Annotated in this window: 12 protein-coding genes; 2 read left to right on the top strand and 10 right to left on the bottom strand. The window is 41.8% G+C overall.

The window, feature by feature from the left end:
• Positions 1-21: 21 nt before the first annotated feature.
• From A3I5_RS0107275 to A3I5_RS0107265, 3 genes are read right to left on the bottom strand one after another with little or no spacing between them, the layout of a single operon-like run.
• Positions 22-4,935, bottom strand: a complete 4,914-nt coding sequence (locus A3I5_RS0107275) for an InlB B-repeat-containing protein (protein ID WP_018373942.1) — start codon at positions 4,933-4,935, stop codon at positions 22-24.
• 31 nt (positions 4,936-4,966) lie between these two features.
• Positions 4,967-5,551, bottom strand: a complete 585-nt coding sequence (gene lepB / locus A3I5_RS0107270) for a signal peptidase I (protein WP_018373941.1) — start codon at positions 5,549-5,551, stop codon at positions 4,967-4,969.
• Positions 5,552-5,561: 10 nt separating this feature from the next.
• Positions 5,562-5,816: a hypothetical protein gene (locus A3I5_RS0107265; protein WP_018373940.1), complete on the bottom strand. Its 255-nt coding sequence runs from the start codon at positions 5,814-5,816 to the stop codon at positions 5,562-5,564.
• A gap of 645 nt (positions 5,817-6,461) precedes the next feature.
• On the opposite strand from A3I5_RS0107265, the gene A3I5_RS0107255 reads away from it, so the two are divergent.
• Positions 6,462-8,111, top strand: a complete 1,650-nt coding sequence (locus A3I5_RS0107255) for an Rqc2 family fibronectin-binding protein (RefSeq protein WP_018373938.1) — start codon at positions 6,462-6,464, stop codon at positions 8,109-8,111.
• 197 nt (positions 8,112-8,308) lie between these two features.
• Here the strand turns inward: A3I5_RS0107255 and A3I5_RS0107250 are convergent, their stop codons facing one another.
• The 7 genes from A3I5_RS0107250 to A3I5_RS0107220 form a co-directional block, all read right to left on the bottom strand.
• On the bottom strand, positions 8,309-8,974 hold the full coding sequence (locus tag A3I5_RS0107250) for an ABC transporter ATP-binding protein (protein WP_018373937.1): 666 nt from the start codon (positions 8,972-8,974) through the stop codon (positions 8,309-8,311).
• Positions 8,967-9,845: a cell division FtsX domain-containing protein gene (locus A3I5_RS0107245; RefSeq protein ID WP_018373936.1), complete on the bottom strand. Its 879-nt coding sequence runs from the start codon at positions 9,843-9,845 to the stop codon at positions 8,967-8,969. The genes A3I5_RS0107250 and A3I5_RS0107245 overlap by 8 nt, the downstream gene beginning before the upstream one ends.
• The gene (locus A3I5_RS0107240) at positions 9,842-10,240 is read right to left on the bottom strand and encodes a hypothetical protein (protein ID WP_018373935.1); all 399 of its coding nucleotides are present in this window, start codon (positions 10,238-10,240) and stop codon (positions 9,842-9,844) included. The genes A3I5_RS0107245 and A3I5_RS0107240 overlap by 4 nt, the downstream gene beginning before the upstream one ends.
• Positions 10,241-10,734: 494 nt before the next feature.
• Complete coding sequence (gene upp, locus A3I5_RS0107235; RefSeq protein ID WP_018373934.1) at positions 10,735-11,364, bottom strand: uracil phosphoribosyltransferase; 630 nt, start codon at positions 11,362-11,364, stop codon at positions 10,735-10,737.
• A gap of 92 nt (positions 11,365-11,456) precedes the next feature.
• Positions 11,457-12,614: a MalY/PatB family protein gene (locus A3I5_RS0107230; protein ID WP_018373933.1), complete on the bottom strand. Its 1,158-nt coding sequence runs from the start codon at positions 12,612-12,614 to the stop codon at positions 11,457-11,459.
• Position 12,615: 1 nt separating this feature from the next.
• On the bottom strand, positions 12,616-13,707 hold the full coding sequence (locus A3I5_RS0107225) for a cystathionine gamma-synthase (RefSeq protein WP_018373932.1): 1,092 nt from the start codon (positions 13,705-13,707) through the stop codon (positions 12,616-12,618).
• Positions 13,708-14,289: 582 nt separating this feature from the next.
• Positions 14,290-15,921 carry a putative polysaccharide biosynthesis protein gene (locus A3I5_RS0107220; protein WP_018373931.1) on the bottom strand — a complete coding sequence of 544 codons (1,632 nt, stop codon included), beginning with the start codon at positions 15,919-15,921 and terminating at the stop codon, positions 14,290-14,292.
• Positions 15,922-16,363: 442 nt separating this feature from the next.
• On the opposite strand from A3I5_RS0107220, the gene A3I5_RS0107215 reads away from it, so the two are divergent.
• On the top strand, positions 16,364-17,812 hold the full coding sequence (locus tag A3I5_RS0107215; protein WP_018373930.1) for a UDP-N-acetylmuramoyl-L-alanyl-D-glutamate--L-lysine ligase: 1,449 nt from the start codon (positions 16,364-16,366) through the stop codon (positions 17,810-17,812).
• Positions 17,813-17,890 lie beyond the last annotated feature (78 nt).

The following is a 17,890-nucleotide window of genomic DNA, read 5'->3' as shown; positions in this document are numbered from 1 at the left end:
AACAGCTCGTTAATTTCGGACTTAAGCGTTCTTTTTTGAACTTCTTTTATAAAATCCGTACAAAGCTGTACCTGTCAACAAGGTTCCAACCAGCAATATCAGCTGATGGCCTATCCCGCCTGTATGAGGAAGAGCTCGACCTGGTTCATTCATAATTTGAATGCGGTGGCTATAGGATGATCCTGCAGGCATCAATCGCGCACTGTTGGTGTCATGTGGTGTTCCAGCCTCATCTGTAAGGCTAAAGACATAGTGACTACTACTGTCATCTTCTGCGGGAAATTCTTCCACTTTGAAGTACACATCTTGTCCTAGTATGATGTAGCCATCTGGCGCCGCCAGCTCCTCAATACGATAGAGCCCTTGTGTGATGCCATTTGGTAGGTTAATCCCCTCTGAGCCATTGCTCACCAGCTCATAAGCACCATCGATGGCTTCCCACATGTTCCCATTCCATCTGGTAACACGGAACTTCCCACCTGAGAGCGCCTGCCAACTTTGATCTGTTTTTTGAAGATTAAGAGTCGGTTGAACTTTCAGCTGTCCAAATTGAGTTTCAATCTCATAGTTGCTCGCGTTAGTATTAGGCTTCAGCTGATAGGTAAAGGTATTTTGACTTTTTCCTGGCAATGTTTGACTTCCAGTAACGGTCGTACTCACTCCTTCTCCTGCCACAAATCCTGGGTCGCTGATCAAAATGTCTTCCGAAACCAAGGCGCTTCCATCGTAGGCTTTGCTAGCGTCTTTTGAAGTCAAGGTCACCTTTCTAGGAGTGATCTTTAACTGTCCATTAGCGATTTGGAATGTCACTTCAATATTTGGATTGTTATTTTTAAACTGACCAACCAAATTCAAGTCATAAACGCCGGCATCTTTTTGACTAATACTTGAGCTCTTGCCATCAAAGACAATGTCAGATTTTTTCAAAAGGTTCGATGGATCTGAAAGCTCCATGCTATAAGAAACCGTTTCTGCTTTACCATCATAGGGTTTTTCTTTACGCTCTCCATTAATAATCACCGTTGCCTTGAGCGGTGTAACAGAGAGACGCCCTGGCTCTGTAACGACTTTATAGTAGTAATTTCGGTCTTGACCAGCAGTATCGACTATCTGATAAGCCACTGGTTTTGTTTGGCTAGAGCCAACCTTGGTCTGACTTCCTTCAAAACGAACGGACTTCAACTGATCTCCAGCAATAAGCTGAGTTTCATAATTTGGCAGAAGATCAGCTAGACCGCTACTTTCAAGAGAGTTTCCATCGTAGACCTTTTGTTTGTCCTGAGCTTGTAGGGTGAGATTTTTCTTATAGTAAAGATTGACTTCAATCTGATCACCGTTGATAATTTTGTAGTAGGTTTTGTTTTCAGCTTTCTGATTATCAATGGATTTTTCAAAGGTATAGCCAGAAATAGCTTTTCGATTGACAGAATAACTTCCTGGCTTTTTCTTCAAGACAGTCAAAGAATCCTGACCAGGAATGGGATTGCCATCCATATCCAGATAGTTTACCTTGATCTTTGCCGTCTCGTAATTCGCATACCTAAAGGTAATGACGTTATTTTGAGAAACGGATGATAAGACAAGTTCTTCCACATTGTCTATTGGATAATAATCCAAGGCCAACATATCTGGAGTGACACCAGCTTGCTTTCCAAAATGTTCTTTATCAACAGGGACAGCCTTTTCCTTAGCACTGAGCCAAGAGCCATCAACTACTTTAGTCTGGCTAGGAGCAACCTCAATTGCTGGGTTATCTGCCAATACGTATTTAATGGTATAGGTAACCGTAGGCGCCTTTTTCGTGTAGTAGAAGGTTATGACATTCTTACCATGGTCAAGTTGAATGCTTTGCGAACGCTCAGCCGGTCGATAGCCACTAATTGCTAGAGCTTTTTCAGAAATGGTTTGACCTTTGACAAAAGCAGGATTGCTTTCCACCTTCTCAGTCGCCAAAGGAGTTTCCGTTCCTTCTTCTAAATACTTGACCGTATAAGTGATCGGCTTTGCCCGCCACCTTGCATAAAGAGTGGTGTCAGCAGTAACAGGCTTGCTCCAGTCATAACGTGATCCACCAGTCGGCTCTGTGTACCAGCCCACAAAATCATAATGCTCTCTTGAAGGATTAGGTGGCACTGTGACTGTTTTATATTTTTCAACTTGCTGACTATTCGGAGCTTGACCGTCTCCTCCGTTAAGATCAAAGTTAACCTTAAAGATTGGTGCAATCCATTTAGCGTAAAGCACCAAATGATTCGCTGGCATGGTTGTGAACTGGTAAGGCGTATTCAGTCCAGCATCTGCATACCAACCACCCCACGTATAATCACTGTCAACATCTTTAGGGCGAGTTGGCCTATAGTTATAGACTGATGTATTAATATTGGCATCAAATGGGATGTCTGGTGTTGTCTTCACTGTTTGACTACCATACATATAGTTGATTTTGTATCTGTCTCTCTTGTAGTAGAAACGGTAGGTTGCTACATCATTAGAATAAGGATAATTAATATTTCGTTCGTAGTAATAAGTGAAGCCAGAAATATTCTTACCAGATAAGTTAGATTTACGCGTCGTTTGATAGGTTTGACTGTGTTCATTAGACAGAACATAATCCCCTTCTGGAGACTCAAGATAGTATTCAACCCTCTTTGTTATCAGTCCCCGCTGCCAATAGGCTGAATAGGTAATCTCATTATTTGAGTTAGCTAGTGTAACCAGATCTGGAGTAACCTTCTGGCGCCGTGTCACATAATAAGCTGCATCACTAGCATATTTCCACCCTTTGAAAGAATATTCCCCAAGGTTATCATATATTTGGTCTCCTGTAGGCCATAAGTTAGAAATGTCTTGATCCATGACAACATCTCTAACGACATACTGTCTGTTGGTATAAGTACCATTATTGATATTAATGACACCTCTAGAGCTACCAATCGAATTACTGATAGTCCGTCCCCAGTTATTAACAACAGGCCCATTCAGATCAAATATGAAGGTATACCGCTTTAGGCTATAATAAACATTTAGCACCGATGTTCCATCGGGTTCGATCGTTACGCTAGAACTAGCGTTCTTACCATAGGCTCGTTCTTTTTCGTAGCCTGTTGGGATTGAAGATGAAGACAGTCCCGGAACAGTAGCTGATGTCGCTTGAATAGTGTCTCCTACGGTTGCTTGAGCTAGTCTTGAACTTTCATAAACATAGCTTGTTGTACCTGTAGCATTGTCATAAACTTCTCTGTAATAAGCTATCGTATAATTAACTTTCCGAGGTGTCCACTTGGCATACAAGGTTTTATCCGAGCTTAGCTTGGTTGACCTAGTGACCGCTCTTCCGCTAAAGCTAGGATTGTCATACCATCCTGCAAAGTCATAACCAGTCCGCGTTGGGATTGTTTTTGTGATTGGAATTTCCTGATCATATAACCCCGTTTGAGGGTCAATATACGAGCCACCATTGGTCTCATAGGACAAATTGTAGGACTTCCGCGTGTAATACACATTAAGCTTTTGACCACGCGCTTGAGTGATTTCTTTTGCTTCAGTCCGTTCAAAATTAGCATTTGGGAAGGTCAAGACTTGCGGGTAAACAGTTGAATTCAGAACGCCATGAGCTTCCACGCGTTTCATTTCTGAATAGCCATTGCCAGTTAAATTTTTGAGGAGATAAACATATTCGAAAGTTGCTGTGCTTGGCACAAACTGAACTTTAAGCGTCACATGATTATCTCGTTGCCCATCTTTACCGTCCAAATCAGCTAGCTGCCCAGGAGCAATTTCAACAATTGACTTTTCAGGATAATAGACTGAATCCGCCTGAAGGGTAGGATCTTCTCCACGGCTGACCTTTGTAGAGGCAGGTGGCGTAATTTGAAGAGGAGTATCCTTTTCTTCCTTCTGATAGGTTTCTTTGTCAAAAACGACATCCTGATGAGAAGAATTGTTGTGATAGTAGTACTCTACAGAAATCGTGTAAATGGTGATGGGTACAAAGGCAGCTTCTACAAGCATATCTTCTGTCACAAGGGTCTCACTAGTAACAGGCTCGCCTGTCTTAGCATTTTTCCAACTGTCAAATCGATAGCCTTCTTTAAAAGGATTTTCAGGTAATTGACCAATCGGTGTGCCACTTTCAACATCAGAAATGCTTGTAATCTCTTGGCCATCGGATTGGAAAATAATATTAAACAGCGTGCGACCATCGTTTACCGCAGCATTTATAGCCTTGGGCAGGGCTTGAACAAAGCCGTACTCTGAAAAATGATCCGTCATGAAGGAGACAGAAGAAATCTGCTTGTCCTTTCGCTTCGCATCTAATCTGAGAAATTCAGCGCCAGCTTCTGGGTGATAATGAATAGCCATGAGACTGTACTGTCGGCTAATTTCAAGAGGTGTCTTATAGGATATTTCAACCTCAACTGGACCAGCAGGTTCCACTTCCTTATCCTTGCTCCAGAGAGAAATATCATAAAAATGTACCCCAAAAACACCATCTCCCAACTGCCGATAGATTTCTTCTTGCTTTATCTGCCGACTCTCTGGTGTTAGTTCACTAACTCTGAGCGTGACATCACTAGGCAGCTTTGCCCGATCATCAATTCTTACCTTAACCGTGTACTGCTCTGACTCAAACGTCAAAGTAGTCGGTTCCGTTATAAGCATTGCTTTCTCTTCTGAGGAGTTAATATCATCTTCAGATGTTTGAGATAAACCAGCGAGCGTCTCTTTTCCTAAGTCGGATCCCTGATTATCATCAGAATGAACCGACTCATCCCCTTGTCCCAAGGTAACTCCTGACTGTTCAACAGCGGTTTCCTTATCTAGGGTTAAGGCAGGCAATATCAAGGCATAGGTCGTTAAAAAGACAACAAGCGCAGCAAGAATTCTCGTGATGCGGCGGTGTCTTTTGAAAATATGACCAATCATCTTCATCATTGGCGTCCCTCCTCTCTTTCTTTATTTCCTCTTACTTAACAAAACCAATATCACTCAACGGCCAAACTCTAAAAACCAGTTTGCCCACAATTTGCTCCTGAGAAACAGTCCCCACAGCACTATTACGAGAATCTATCGAAATTTGACGATTATCCCCCATAACAAAAAGCCTATCATCGGGAACTTGATAGGGTAAAGTAATATCTGTCTCACCGTATGCTTTTTTGGCAATGTAAGGCTCTTCTACGTATTGATTATCCACGTAAACGTTGCCTTCCTCATCCATGTCCACCCATTGTCCAGAAGTTGCAATAACACGTTTCACTAAAACGTTGTTATTGTAGTAAAACGCTAAAACATCGCCCGTTTTAAAATGACTAGATTTGACAGAGACAACAATGTCGCCATTATCTAGCGTCCCATCCATAGAATCACCATAAATTTTTAAAATTGGTAAAAATAAAACAGCTACTAAGACCGCAATCGCAGCAACTACTAATAGCATAAAAAATGTACTTTTAACACTTTCTAAAAACCGATTCCGATATAAGACCTCTTGGTAGGCACTTTGAATAGCTTTCGTCTCTGGCAACTCCAACTGGCGTCTCTTTTTCATTGAAAATAGCCTACCTTTCCCCTTGTCTTCGAATGTTTTCAAGGTAGATATCCGCCGCCTTTTGGGCCTCCTCAAAAATATTCGTTAGCCTCAAAGAGGCCTCCGCTATTGACCCAACCTCAGCTAGTTTAACCTGCTTATCCGCTAATTGAGACTCTAACTCGTCAATTGTTTGCCGCAAACGGTCAATCTCTTCAGCCTGTTTGCTCATAATTTCAAGCATCTCTACTTTTTTTAGGCGTTTTATCGTTTTTCCTTTTAGCATCTTTTTTTGCCTTCTATAACCTACCTTTTTAAAATACTTTTTCTAGTATACTATTATTTTAAAGATTTTGCAAATCCATGCACTTACAAATACAAGGAGCAAATGGGTTTGAAAATGATAAATATGGCAACTACCAGCTAATTATCACTATTTTTTGGTACATACTTTAAAAATAGATCACATAACCCAGGAATATATATTCGAAATCAATTCTTTTATTCAATATCAGTTTTTTGCTGGTCATCTTTTCTTTTTTAATACTTTTCTGAATCAAAGCAATTTTACTGTGAATGCAGCTTCTAAATGCCTCACCCCAAAAATTCTCATTTATTAAAAAAATATCCTCAAAATGAACTGAGATGAACAATTTTCCTGCATTTGCTGTGTTTGCAGCTCCAAGTCAAACCTGTAGGAGTAATCAAAAACTTTAAGAAAACTGAGCAAACACACGAAGAGACCTTCTCCTGCTTTTTAATAATTTGTGTCGTTTTACATAATATATTAGCCCTTGCTCAAAATAGCTATTTTTCCGTTTTCAACGATTGATTTTTTTCATGCGTCTGTCGTGAGAGAAACTGGTGCTATAAGCGATTCTCCACCACTTTGTGCTATAATAGAGGATAAGACTAATTTCAGGAGAATACCATGTCCTTCGACGGCTTTTTATTGCACCATCTGACTCAAGAACTGAATCGCGACCTCTTAGGTGGCCGAATCCAGAAAATTAATCAACCTTTTGAGCACGAGCTTGTTTTGGCGATTCGGAGCAATCGGCAGAGCTATAAACTATTGCTTTCGGCCCATCCTGTTTTTGCCAGAGTTCAGCTGACGCAAACTGATTTTGCCAATCCGCAAATTCCCAACACCTTTACCATGATCATGCGTAAATACCTACAAGGTGCCGCTATTGAGAGAATCGAGCAGGTCGAGAACGACCGCATTTTAGAAATCTCTGTTTCCAACAAAAATGAAATTGGAGACGCTATCCAAGCGACCTTGGTCATTGAGCTTATGGGCAAGCATTCTAATATCATCTTAATGGATAAAGCAACAAGCAAGATTATTGAGGCCATCAAGCATGTTGGGTTTTCGCAAAACTCCTACCGCACCATTTTGCCAGGCTCGACCTATATCGCTCCACCACAAACTGATGCCCTCAATCCTTTTACCATTGCAGACGAGAAACTCTTTCAAGTCCTCTCAACGGAAGAATTATCTGCGAAAAACCTCCAAAAGCTCTTTCAAGGACTCGGTCGAGACAGCGCTCAGAGTCTCTCTAGTCAGCTGACAGACAATCGCCTGCAAGCTTTTCAAGACTTCTTCCTTCAGCCTGTCCAACCTAACCTGACTGAAAAATCCTTTGCCCCTGTTCTTTTTGAGGACAGTCAAGACCGTTTTGATAGCTTGTCTCAGGCTATGGACGCTTATTACCAAGATAAGGCCGAGCGAGACCGCGTGAATCAGCAGGCTAGCGAATTAATTCGGCGCGTAGACAATGAGCTTGAAAAAAACCGTAAAAAGCTGAATAAGCAAGAAACTGAACTTTTAGCCACTGAAAACGCCGAAGAATTTCGACAAAAAGGAGAACTCCTAACGACTTACCTCCACCAAGTGCCAAATGACCAAGACCAGGTTGAGCTGGACAATTACTACACTGGTGAGACGCTTTTGATCAGCCTAGATAAAGCTCTGACGCCTAGCCAAAACGCCCAGCGGTATTTCAAGAAATACGCTAAACTCAAGGAAGCCGTCAAACACTTGACAGGTCTAATAAGTGAGACACAAGCAACCATTACTTACTTGGAGAGTGTTCAAACCATGCTCTCTCAAGCAAGCCTGACAGAAATTGCCGAAATCCGTGAAGAATTGATCCAGACAGGCTTTATTCGCCGTCGTTCCCGTGAAAAAATCCAGAAACGCCAGAAGCCAGAGCGTTACTTGGCAACCGATGGCAAGACCATTATTTTAGTCGGGAAAAATAACCTTCAAAATGATGAACTGACCTTCAAAATGGCCAAGAAGGGCGAACTCTGGTTCCATGCTAAAGACATTCCTGGCAGTCACGTTATCATCACCAATAATCTTGACCCGACCGATGAGATCAAGACGGACGCGGCTGAGCTAGCTGCCTATTTCTCTAAGGCACGCCTCTCTAATCTTGTCCAAGTTGATATGATCGAGGCTAAAAAGCTCCACAAACCCACCGGTGGCAAGCCTGGCTTTGTAACCTACACCGGTCAAAAAACCTTGCGAGTTACCCCAGACGAGGAAAAAATTAAACGCATGAAACTTTAAAGCCAAACCAAAAAGGCTCTATAATCTCTGATTGGGGATTTACCCACTACAGAAATTATAGAGCCGCTTTTTCTTTGTTAATTTTTGACGATTTTTACGTTTTCAACGGGCCCTAAGACTGATTCCTCATTTTTAACTATTTTTATTGAAAACTTCCTCTCCCAAAACGATATTTCCCCTAAGCTTGGTGCGAATCGTTATTTTTCTTCTACCAGCTGCAATTTTCTATCCTTTATTTCATAAGTAGTATCAGCAATCTTTTGTAAGCGACTATCATGACTAGCAACTATGACAATAGTTCCCGCTGCTTTTTGCTCTTGTAAAAGATCAATAACCAAGGCTAAATTCTCTTCGTCCAGATTAGTTGTTGGCTCATCTGCTAGCAAAATCTTAGGCGAGCCAATGATGCTACGAATAATAGCCACGCGTTGCTTTTGTCCCCCCGAGAGAGTACGGACTCTTTTGTCTGACAATGATGTGAGATCAAACAACCTCAGGTACTCTAGCATTTTTCTCTCAGCTTGCTCCATGTCTTTCTGCTTATTGTACAAATTTGGAAGGAGAATATTTTCCTTAACAGTATAGTCTTCAATCAAGGCAAAATCCTGAGGAATGTAGCCAATATAACCTCCCCTAAAAGCACTCAATTCTTCATCTGAAAGGTTTGAAAGTTCCCTTCCCTCATAACGATAGCTTCCTGAATCCATCCGTTGTAAACCAGCAATCATATTGAGCAAGGTTGTTTTTCCGATTCCTGATCGCCCTGTTAAAATCGTTATTTTACCAGAACAGGCTGTAAAGGATGTTTCTTGGAAAATCACCTTATTTTTAAAGCGTTTTGTCAAATTATGAATTTCAATCATTGAATACACCTCTCAGTTGTCCTTTAGTCATCCAGTAAGCGCAAAAAATCAAAAGGAAATTCAAGAGGCTTAAGTAAGCATAATCCGCTAAAATAACTCCGAAAGGCAGTACGACATGTATAAAGAAGAGAAAGAGAACAAAAGAGACAATAATCGGAAAGATAAAGATGTATAAAAATTGCTTGACTATGCGGTTTTGAGGCATACCAACTAAGCGGAAAACCTTAATCTCTTCTTTACAGATCTGGACTGAAGCCTTCGCTAAGCGGTAAATCAAGAAAGAAGCAAATACAGATAATAAGCTAGCAACACAACAACCAAATATAAAATTATTGTAGTAATAGTCTCTTTCAAGTTTGAAGACTTCTGAAAAAGGTCTGATGATGATATCAATTCCCATATCCTGAAATTTCTGGGCAAGGGATCTTATCTCAGCTTGTTCAGGACTGCGAATGATGAAATCATTTAACAAAAAGAGGGTTGAATCTTGATCAAGCACTTGCTGTCGCAATTCTTCCTCTTCTAAGCGAGCTGGAGCAGCAAGTTCACCATTGAGGTAGCGATTTTTTTCCGAATAAAGCGTTCCTACATGAGATGGTGTGAAAAATGTCTCAGATAGCACTTCTACAAGTTGCTCTTTCTGATTTTGAGTAAGGGGTGTCACCATGCCAGATGGGGCTCCCTGAGATTGAAACAGGAATTCGTAACTCTCTCTTTTGACTTCTTCCTGCATGCGCTCAAGTCTTTCATAGGCTCTAATAGCCTGAGTAGCTTCATTCCACAAAAAGAAATTCATGAAAAAAGCGATGAGGGCAATGATTAAAAATAAGTACCATCTTTTTTTCAAGAGAAGTTTTGCTATTAGTTTCATAACATCCTCCTTATTGAAGCATTTACCAGAATAGTGTTGCCTAAAAATAAACTAGTCACCACCACTAAAAGTAACAAAGCAGGTCGAATCAAGTCTGAGATGTAAAGGCTAGAGACTATCGTCCAAATCAAGTATCCCAGAAATAAACTAGCGCCGTGATAGCCTTGATAGGCATAGACCACATCCATATAAGCCATCCCTAGAATACGCCTGATGTGTAACTCCTTTTTGATAGATAGCAGTTGCAAAATGGTCATGATGCTGTTGATTAGGAAAAGACCAGTGACAACTTGAAAACTGTTCCTCCCCCAATAGAAAAAGAGGGAAAGAAAGCTCACAGTCGCTAAATCCAAATAGATGAACGGATAATAGAACTTTCTCCACCCTTTTTTCATAAAGACCTCCCCACTTACATCTTTTATTTTATATCTTATCGTTTATAGGTAAACGTGGTCTTAGGAGCATTCCAATTGAGACTGTCCCAAACTGTCACACTAGCTCTAACAGTGGTACCGTCTGTTCTCCAGCTGTCTTTGTAGGCTGTCGCATCACCAAGATAGACACCTCATGGTAATGAAGATTTTATTACAGTGATTTCCACCAATCAAAAATGAAGTCTTTTGAGAAGCTCATCCACTAGCAGGAATATCAGTGATAATTTCAATGTTTCCTTTTTTAGAATAGCATCCATTTTTCAATTTGTCAATAGTTTTTTGAAAATTTAGACTTTTAAAACAAGGATACAAAAGGGAGTGAGACAGACACCCATGGTGGCTCCGCCTTCACCCCAAAACGTATAATCGTTGAAGATTACGTATAAGACAACTACTGCTTCAAATTATAAAAAACGAGGCTGAGTATTTTGCCTCAACCTCTGTCATAAACCTTTTTATTTTGTGCCAAAGAGGCGGTCACCTGCGTCACCAAGTCCTGGTACGATATAGCCGTGTTCATTGAGTTTTTCATCAAGAGCGGCTGTGTAGATGTCCACATCTGGATGCGCGTCTTGTAGAGCTTTTACACCTTCAGGAGCAGCCACAAGGCAGACAAACTTGATATTTGTCACACCACGCTTCTTGAGGGAATCTACTGCTAATACGGCTGAACCTCCAGTTGCTAACATTGGATCCACCAAGAAAATTTGGCGTTGCTCAATATCTTCTGGTAATTTAACTAGGTATTCTACCGGTTGAAGGGTTTCTTCATCGCGATACATGCCGATATGACCAACTTTGGCAGCAGGCGTCAAGCTCAAAAGGCCATCCACCATACCGATACCTGCACGCAAAATTGGAACAATGGCCAGTTTTTTACCTGCAATTTGTTTTTGAGTTGTTTTCGTAATAGGTGTTTGAATTTCCACATCTTCAACTGGAAGATCACGTAAAACCTCATACCCCATCAGCATCGCAATTTCATTAACTAATTCACGAAAAGCTTTCGTTGGCGTGTCTATCCTGCGAAGGATGGACAATTTGTGCTGAATCAGTGGATGAGAAATGACTTGGAATTTTCCCATGATAGCCTCCTTAAAATGATATTGCTAAAATTATATCAAAAAAGGACTAAAAAGGCATGCCTCAACACTATTTTTTAAAAAGCAAACTTAACCTAGCCAAATACCTGAGTCAATCGTTGACACGCTTCTTTTATCATATCAAAAGGCATGGCAATGTTAATCCGCGCGTGTTGCTTACCTGCTTGACCAAAGCTCGTACCTGCACTGAGAAGCAAAGCAGCTTCTTCACGACATTTTCTGATTAGGGTCTCCTCATCAAAGCCATAAGCTGAAAAATCAAGCCACACAAGGTAACTCGCTTCAGGCTTCATGACTTTGATTTTAGTCTGACTCTCTAAAGTCCTCACCAGGTAATCAATATTTTTTTCCAGAGTGGTCTTGAGTTCAGTTAGCCAAGCTTCACCGTGGGTAAAAGCAGCTTCTGTTGCAATCATTCCCAAGGTTGATACCTCATGCTGGTTATTCGCCATGCGTTGTTTGGTGAATTTTTGACGGAGATTAGCATTTGGAATCAGGGCATAACTGTTCTTAGTTCCTGCGATGTTAAAGGTCTTGGTCGCACTTGCTAGCGTGATAGAAATATCCTTGAAACGCTCGTCAACTGTGTTAAAGCTAGTGTGCTTGTGGTCATAGAGGGTCAAGTCGCGGTGAATTTCATCAATAACGATGAGAACATCATGCTTGAGACAAAGTTCACCCAGTCTTTGCAGTTCGGCTCGAGTCCAGACACGGCCGCTTGGATTATGCGGATTACAAAGAACATAGAGTTTGACATCATGGTTGATGATGTCCTGCTCCAACTGCTCAAAATCAATCTGATAACGTCCATCATTTTTGACGAGATTATTTTTTACCAATTGACGTTCCAAAAGTTGAATGGTACGAGGAATGGGACCATAATAAGGCGTATTGATTAGAACCGCATCATTTTTGCTTGTCAACGCCTGAAGCGCGATGGAAAGAGACGGCACAACACCTGAGACAAAAAGAATATCATCGCTATGAACAGCATTCCCATAGCGCCTCGCTTCCCAATCAATGACAGACTGATAAAGACTGTCTGGCTCATAGGCGTAGCCATAATCATCTGAGGCAATATAGCTTGCCATGGCTTGCTTAATCTCTGGCGCAATGTAAAAATCCATGTCTGCAATCCACATAGGAAGCAGATTCGGGTCCTGTTCTACTTCTTTCCACTTGACAGAATGCGTATTTAAACGATTAGGGCGTTTGGTAAAATCATAAGTCATCTTATCCCTCCAATGCCTGTTTCAAATCTGCAATCAAGTCCTCTGCATCTTCAATCCCGATAGACAAGCGCAGCAAGTCATCGGTCAGCCCGTAACTGTGACGGACTTCAGCGGGAATATCCGCATGGGTTTGAGTTGTCGGATAAGTAATCAGACTTTCCACACCACCTAAACTCTCAGCAAAGGTAAAGAGCTTGAGGTTGTTCAAAATGGTCGGAATCTTCCTCTCATCAGCTACCTTAATCGATACCATACCACCTTTTCCTGGGTAGAGAATCTCCTTGATACTTGCATGGTTTTTCAGATAAGCGACAATCTGCTGGGCATTAGCTGTGGAGCGCTCCATCCGAAGAGCTAAGGTCTTGAGGCCGCGCATAAGCAAGTAGCAATCAAAAGGCGAAAGAACAGCCCCTGTTGTGTTCTGGTTATAAAAATACTGATCATAGAGTTCTTGGTTGCTAGTCATAAGAGCACCTGCTAGAACGTCATTGTGGCCTGATAGATACTTTGTCGCCGAGTGGATGACCACATCTGCCCCATCTTTAATCGGCGTCTGATAAATCGGTGTGTAGAAGGTATTGTCCACAATGACCTTAGCTGATTGAGTTTGAGCAGCTTTGATGATGGCTGGCAAATCGTATTCGACCATAAGAGGGTTGGTCGGAGTTTCAACGTAAACCACATCGTAAGCTGCCGTGTCAATCTCTGCCAACAATTCTTGCTCGGTATTGACATAAGTAAAATGGAAGCGCCCCTCGGTTTCCTGTTGATTAAACCAACGGAATGAACCGCCATAGAGATCGCGCACAGCTAAAATCTTAGTACCTAAGGGAAAAATACTAAACGCTAAAACAATGGCTGACATACCAGAACTAGTCACCAAAGCATGGTCAGCTCCCTCAATAGCGGCCAAAGTTTTCTCTAGGATCGAGCGGGTTGGATTTTTGGTGCGGGTATAGTCAAAGCCTGTAGACTGACCAAATTCTGGATGCTGATAGGTGGTTGACAGGTGAATCGGCGCTACCAATGCACCCGTTTTCTCGTCCGAATTGATCCCTGTCTGGGCTAAAATTGTCGCAATCTTATGGGTCATGTCCTACCTCCAATTTCTTAAACCTGTATTCATCAGTAAGGCATTTGATTCAGAAGACTGTTTCTTTCAAAGTGGAAACAAGGTCAACACCAAGACCTAAAGATGAGTCCGACAAACTAGTTTTGAATCAAAGCGTTGAGCTGTGAATGCAGATCCTTACACCTATTTTATCACGAATTGGAGAAGCGCTCAGCCTCCTCTTTATTCTTATTTAAGATAGCTAGGTATAGTTTCAAGTTATATTAAACATGTTCCTGAGGCAGAAGCTGTGGTTCATCGAAAGTGGCTTCATCGCCTCACCCTCCCAATCACTGCGTTAAACTGGTCAAACGCTAAATAAAACGAGACTGATACTCAAAGAAAATCAAAAGTAGACAAATTGAACTAGAGCTAAAAGTGACTGAAAAAAGACAGCCTTCCTCACGTGCATTGAACACGAGGAAAGCCATCTTTTTTTCGCCCTTAGTCCTTATACTAGGAAACAACGTCGCAGATTGAACTGAAGTTCCTCAAGACGAGTTGACAATGTATCCTTTTGATTTTTAAAGAACATGAGCACTTTTGGCTCAGTCTCATTGTTCCTTAAGATAACTTCAGTTTACGTCGTAAAGCCTGGGCTTTGTTTTTCCCGATTAGAAAATCAATCGAACGGGTCACCAAGCTTAAGATACCGTATGTCAATACGCCAACGCTAACACCAATCATCAAATGAACTAAGCTAGAAAAACGATCAGTTACTGGATAGATAAGATGCAATCCTAGCTCCACAATCATGACCAGCACAGCCATGACCAAGGTCTGTAAAATCACGGACAGCCCGCGATTAAAGAGTAAGTTATGGTTAAATCCAGTGATGCGTTCCGTCCGCTTGTACATCAAAACAATTGGAACCATGAGACCAACAATTGTTGATAAAAGTGGCCCATAAGCTCTGAAAACGAAGATAAGTGGCATTTGGATAACCAATTTTGCCAAGGTTCCATAGAGAAAATACCTGACAGCATTACGATTCTCAAAAAGAGCTTGAAGCATGGGAGCAAGCACTGTGTAAAGGCCAAGAATAATAGAGCTAATCATGGCCACAATAAAAAGTCCCAAGGCCATCGAATCTGGCACTCCATAGAACACCGTGTAGAGCGGTTTGGCCAAAAGAGTTGCTCCCACAGCTGCTGGCAGAAGGAAAACCATGAGCATGGTCAGACTGTTTTCGATCAGCTTTGCGGAGGCTTGCTTATCTTGTTTGACAAAGTTTTCCGTCAAAAGCGGAATCCCAACACCTCCAATAGCTGTAGCTACCGAGATGAGAATCATGTAAACCTTGTTCGGATTAGCTGCAAAGTAAGAAAAGAGAACCTGTAAATCGGCATTGCTATAATCCGTAAAAACTTCCATAGTATTGATAAAAGTAAATTGATCAATCAGTTGGAAAATCTGAATAGCGGCACCTGTTATGATGAAAGGAATCGCTTCTTTGACAGTTTCCAGCAAAATCGACTTGGTATCAAGCTGCTCTTTGGGTGAGCGTTCTAGGAAAATCGGTCTAATCAAATCCGCCTTCCAGAGGTAGTAAGATAAAACAGCAAAGCTAGCAATCATACCGATAAAAGCTGCTAAAGTCGACTGGGTCACAGCCTCCACGTAATTTCCTGAACCCAGCTTCATGATGTAAAATGTGGTCAAAAGCATCCAAATGACACGAATAATCTGCTCAGCCACCTGACTGATAGCGTAAGGCTTCATGTCGTTTAACCCTTGAAAGACACCACGAATAATACTCATAGATGGAAAGATGAGAACCGCTAGCGTTAAGCTTCGCATGACAGGCACTAGATCATCCTTGACACCAGAGATCTCTGCAAACAGTGGCGACCCCAGATACATGATAGCAGCTGCTAAACCACCTAGCACCAACATGAAGGTGAAGGAAGTCCGCACCAGCTTGTAACTCATCTCTGGACGATTCATAGAGTTATACTTAGAGATTTGCTTAGCCACCGCTACGTTTATACCTGCGGTGGACATGTTAAGGAAAATCCCATAAATGTTGTAACCCATGTTAAAGAGGGCATTGGCCTGATAGGAGTGTTCCCCCATCCATATTAACCAAGGGATAATATAGAGAATTCCTAAAAGACGACTGGAAAAATTCCCAATGGTCATCCACATGGTCCCACGAACCATCTTCTCCTGTTGTGCAATAGCTTGTTCTGACATTATCTTTCCTTTTAATCTAAATTAATGGCAATAATCAAGTGAAATTCTACTTAAAAGAGCGCATTGATCACTTCGACAGTCATCTAGTTGATAAACACAGGTTAAAACGTTGGTGTCATGTTAAAACAGTTTGAGTCCATAGAAAACTTAACTTTCCAAGAATTTACCCGTAAATCTTCTATTGCTCTGACTGTATTTCATCGGTCTAGTGGCTTACAGAGCAGGTGTCAAACAGTCTGGAAAAGACTGTCAAATGTTGGAAATTAAGAAGCGGGGAAAATAACTCCGTACTCTCTTCAGAAGCTTGTGATCGTTAAAATGGATTCCCTTAGAAGGCTCTACGTTAATTTTCTACGTTTCTCTAAACAACTCCTGTATCTTTTTAATTATAAACTTTTCTGTTCTGCTTGTAAAACTTTGACTTTAGTTTTACAATAGAAGTATGTTAAAAATCGAATCTGTTTTACAAATTTTAAAAAAGGATCAAAATTTCCGAGAAGTGATTGCTGAGGGGCAGTATTATTATAACTGGTCTGGCGTGACTTTCGATAGTATTTCCTACGACAGTCGTCAGGTGCAAGCTGGCACGCTTTTCTTTGTCAAGGGTGCGGCCTTTAAGACCGAATTTCTAGCATCTGCTGTGGCTCAAGGATTGGGCTTTTACGTCGCAGAAAAAGATTATGAAGTTGATATTCCTGCCATCATCGTCAATGACATCAAACAGGCTATGAGCCTCCTAGCCATGGCTTTCTACGACAATCCTCAGGAAAAACTCAAACTGCTCGCCTTTACTGGTACCAAGGGCAAAACCACCGCGGCTTACTTCGCCTACAACATCTTGAAGCAAACCCACAAACCTGCCCTGCTCTCCACCATGAACACGACCTTGGATGGCGAGACCTTCTTCAAATCCCAATTGTCAACACCTGAGAGCTTGGACCTCTTTGCTATGATGGCCAAAGCTGTCGCCAACGGTCGTACCCACCTGATTATGGAAGCCTCTAGCCAAGCTTACTTGGTCAAACGCGTCTACGGCCTGACTTTTGATGTCGGTGTTTTCCTCAACATCAGCCCTGATCACATCGGCCCTGTTGAACATCCGACCCTCGAGGACTACTTCTATCACAAGCGTCTTTTGATGGACAATAGCAGTGCAGTTATCGTGAACAGCGAGATGGAACATTTCGAGATTGTCAAAGCCCAAGTCGCTCACAAACCGCACGACTTCTATGGAGCCATGTCTGACAATCAGATTCATAACTCCAAAGCGTTCTCCTTTGAGACCACTGGCAAACTGGTAGGTACCTACAACATCCAACTCATCGGTCATTTTAATCAAGAAAACGCCCTTGCAGCTGGCCTAGCGACCCTAAGGCTTGGTGCTAGTTCAACTGATATCCAAAAAGGCATCGCCGAGACAACCGTTCCAGGGCGCATGGAAGTCCTAACTCAGGCCAACGGCGCCAAGGTCTTTGTAGATTACGCTCATAACAAGGACAGTCTGGAAAAGCTAGTCACTGTCGTTCAAACACACCAAAAAGGCAAGATTATTCTTATTATCGGTGCTCCTGGCAACAAAGGTCAAAGCCGCCGAAAAGATTTTGGCGACCTCCTCAATACCTTACCTGAAGTGGAGGTTATACTATCAGCTGACGATCCTAATTATGAAGATCCTGCGGATATCTGCCAAGAAATTGCCAGCCACCTGACACGCCCTTATGAGACAATTGTCGATCGCAAAGAGGCTATCCATCAAGCGATGAAACGCACCGCAACAGCAGATGATGCTGTTATCATTGCTGGTAAGGGTGCTGATGCCTACCAAATCGTCAACGGTCAGAAAGACGAGACCTATCTCGGCGATCTAGAGGTTGCTCGAAATTACCTCTAAAAAACAATCATCCTCATTATCAGATTACCGAAAAAGTAAAAAGAAACAAAAAGACGACGAATACAATTCTTTTAAGTG

It is taken from the genome of Streptococcus merionis DSM 19192, assembly GCF_000380085.1.
Classification (GTDB): domain Bacteria; phylum Bacillota; class Bacilli; order Lactobacillales; family Streptococcaceae; genus Streptococcus; species Streptococcus merionis.
This window is presented reverse-complemented; position numbering and strand designations above follow the sequence as displayed.

Excerpts from the sequence above, each read along its gene's own strand:
- A3I5_RS0107275 (WP_018373942.1), bottom strand. The coding sequence starts at position 4,935 with ATGATGAAGATGATTGGTCATATTTTCAAAAGACACCGCCGCATCACG.
- lepB (WP_018373941.1), bottom strand. The coding sequence starts at position 5,551 with ATGAAAAAGAGACGCCAGTTGGAGTTGCCAGAGACGAAAGCTATTCAA.
- A3I5_RS0107265 (WP_018373940.1), bottom strand. The coding sequence starts at position 5,816 with ATGCTAAAAGGAAAAACGATAAAACGCCTAAAAAAAGTAGAGATGCTT.
- A3I5_RS0107255 (WP_018373938.1), top strand. The coding sequence starts at position 6,462 with ATGTCCTTCGACGGCTTTTTATTGCACCATCTGACTCAAGAACTGAAT.
- A3I5_RS0107250 (WP_018373937.1), bottom strand. The coding sequence starts at position 8,974 with ATGATTGAAATTCATAATTTGACAAAACGCTTTAAAAATAAGGTGATT.
- A3I5_RS0107245 (WP_018373936.1), bottom strand. The coding sequence starts at position 9,845 with ATGAAACTAATAGCAAAACTTCTCTTGAAAAAAAGATGGTACTTATTT.
- A3I5_RS0107240 (WP_018373935.1), bottom strand. The coding sequence starts at position 10,240 with ATGAAAAAAGGGTGGAGAAAGTTCTATTATCCGTTCATCTATTTGGAT.
- upp (WP_018373934.1), bottom strand. The coding sequence starts at position 11,364 with ATGGGAAAATTCCAAGTCATTTCTCATCCACTGATTCAGCACAAATTG.
- A3I5_RS0107230 (WP_018373933.1), bottom strand. The coding sequence starts at position 12,614 with ATGACTTATGATTTTACCAAACGCCCTAATCGTTTAAATACGCATTCT.
- A3I5_RS0107225 (WP_018373932.1), bottom strand. The coding sequence starts at position 13,707 with ATGACCCATAAGATTGCGACAATTTTAGCCCAGACAGGGATCAATTCG.
- A3I5_RS0107220 (WP_018373931.1), bottom strand. The coding sequence starts at position 15,921 with ATGTCAGAACAAGCTATTGCACAACAGGAGAAGATGGTTCGTGGGACC.
- A3I5_RS0107215 (WP_018373930.1), top strand. The coding sequence starts at position 16,364 with ATGTTAAAAATCGAATCTGTTTTACAAATTTTAAAAAAGGATCAAAAT.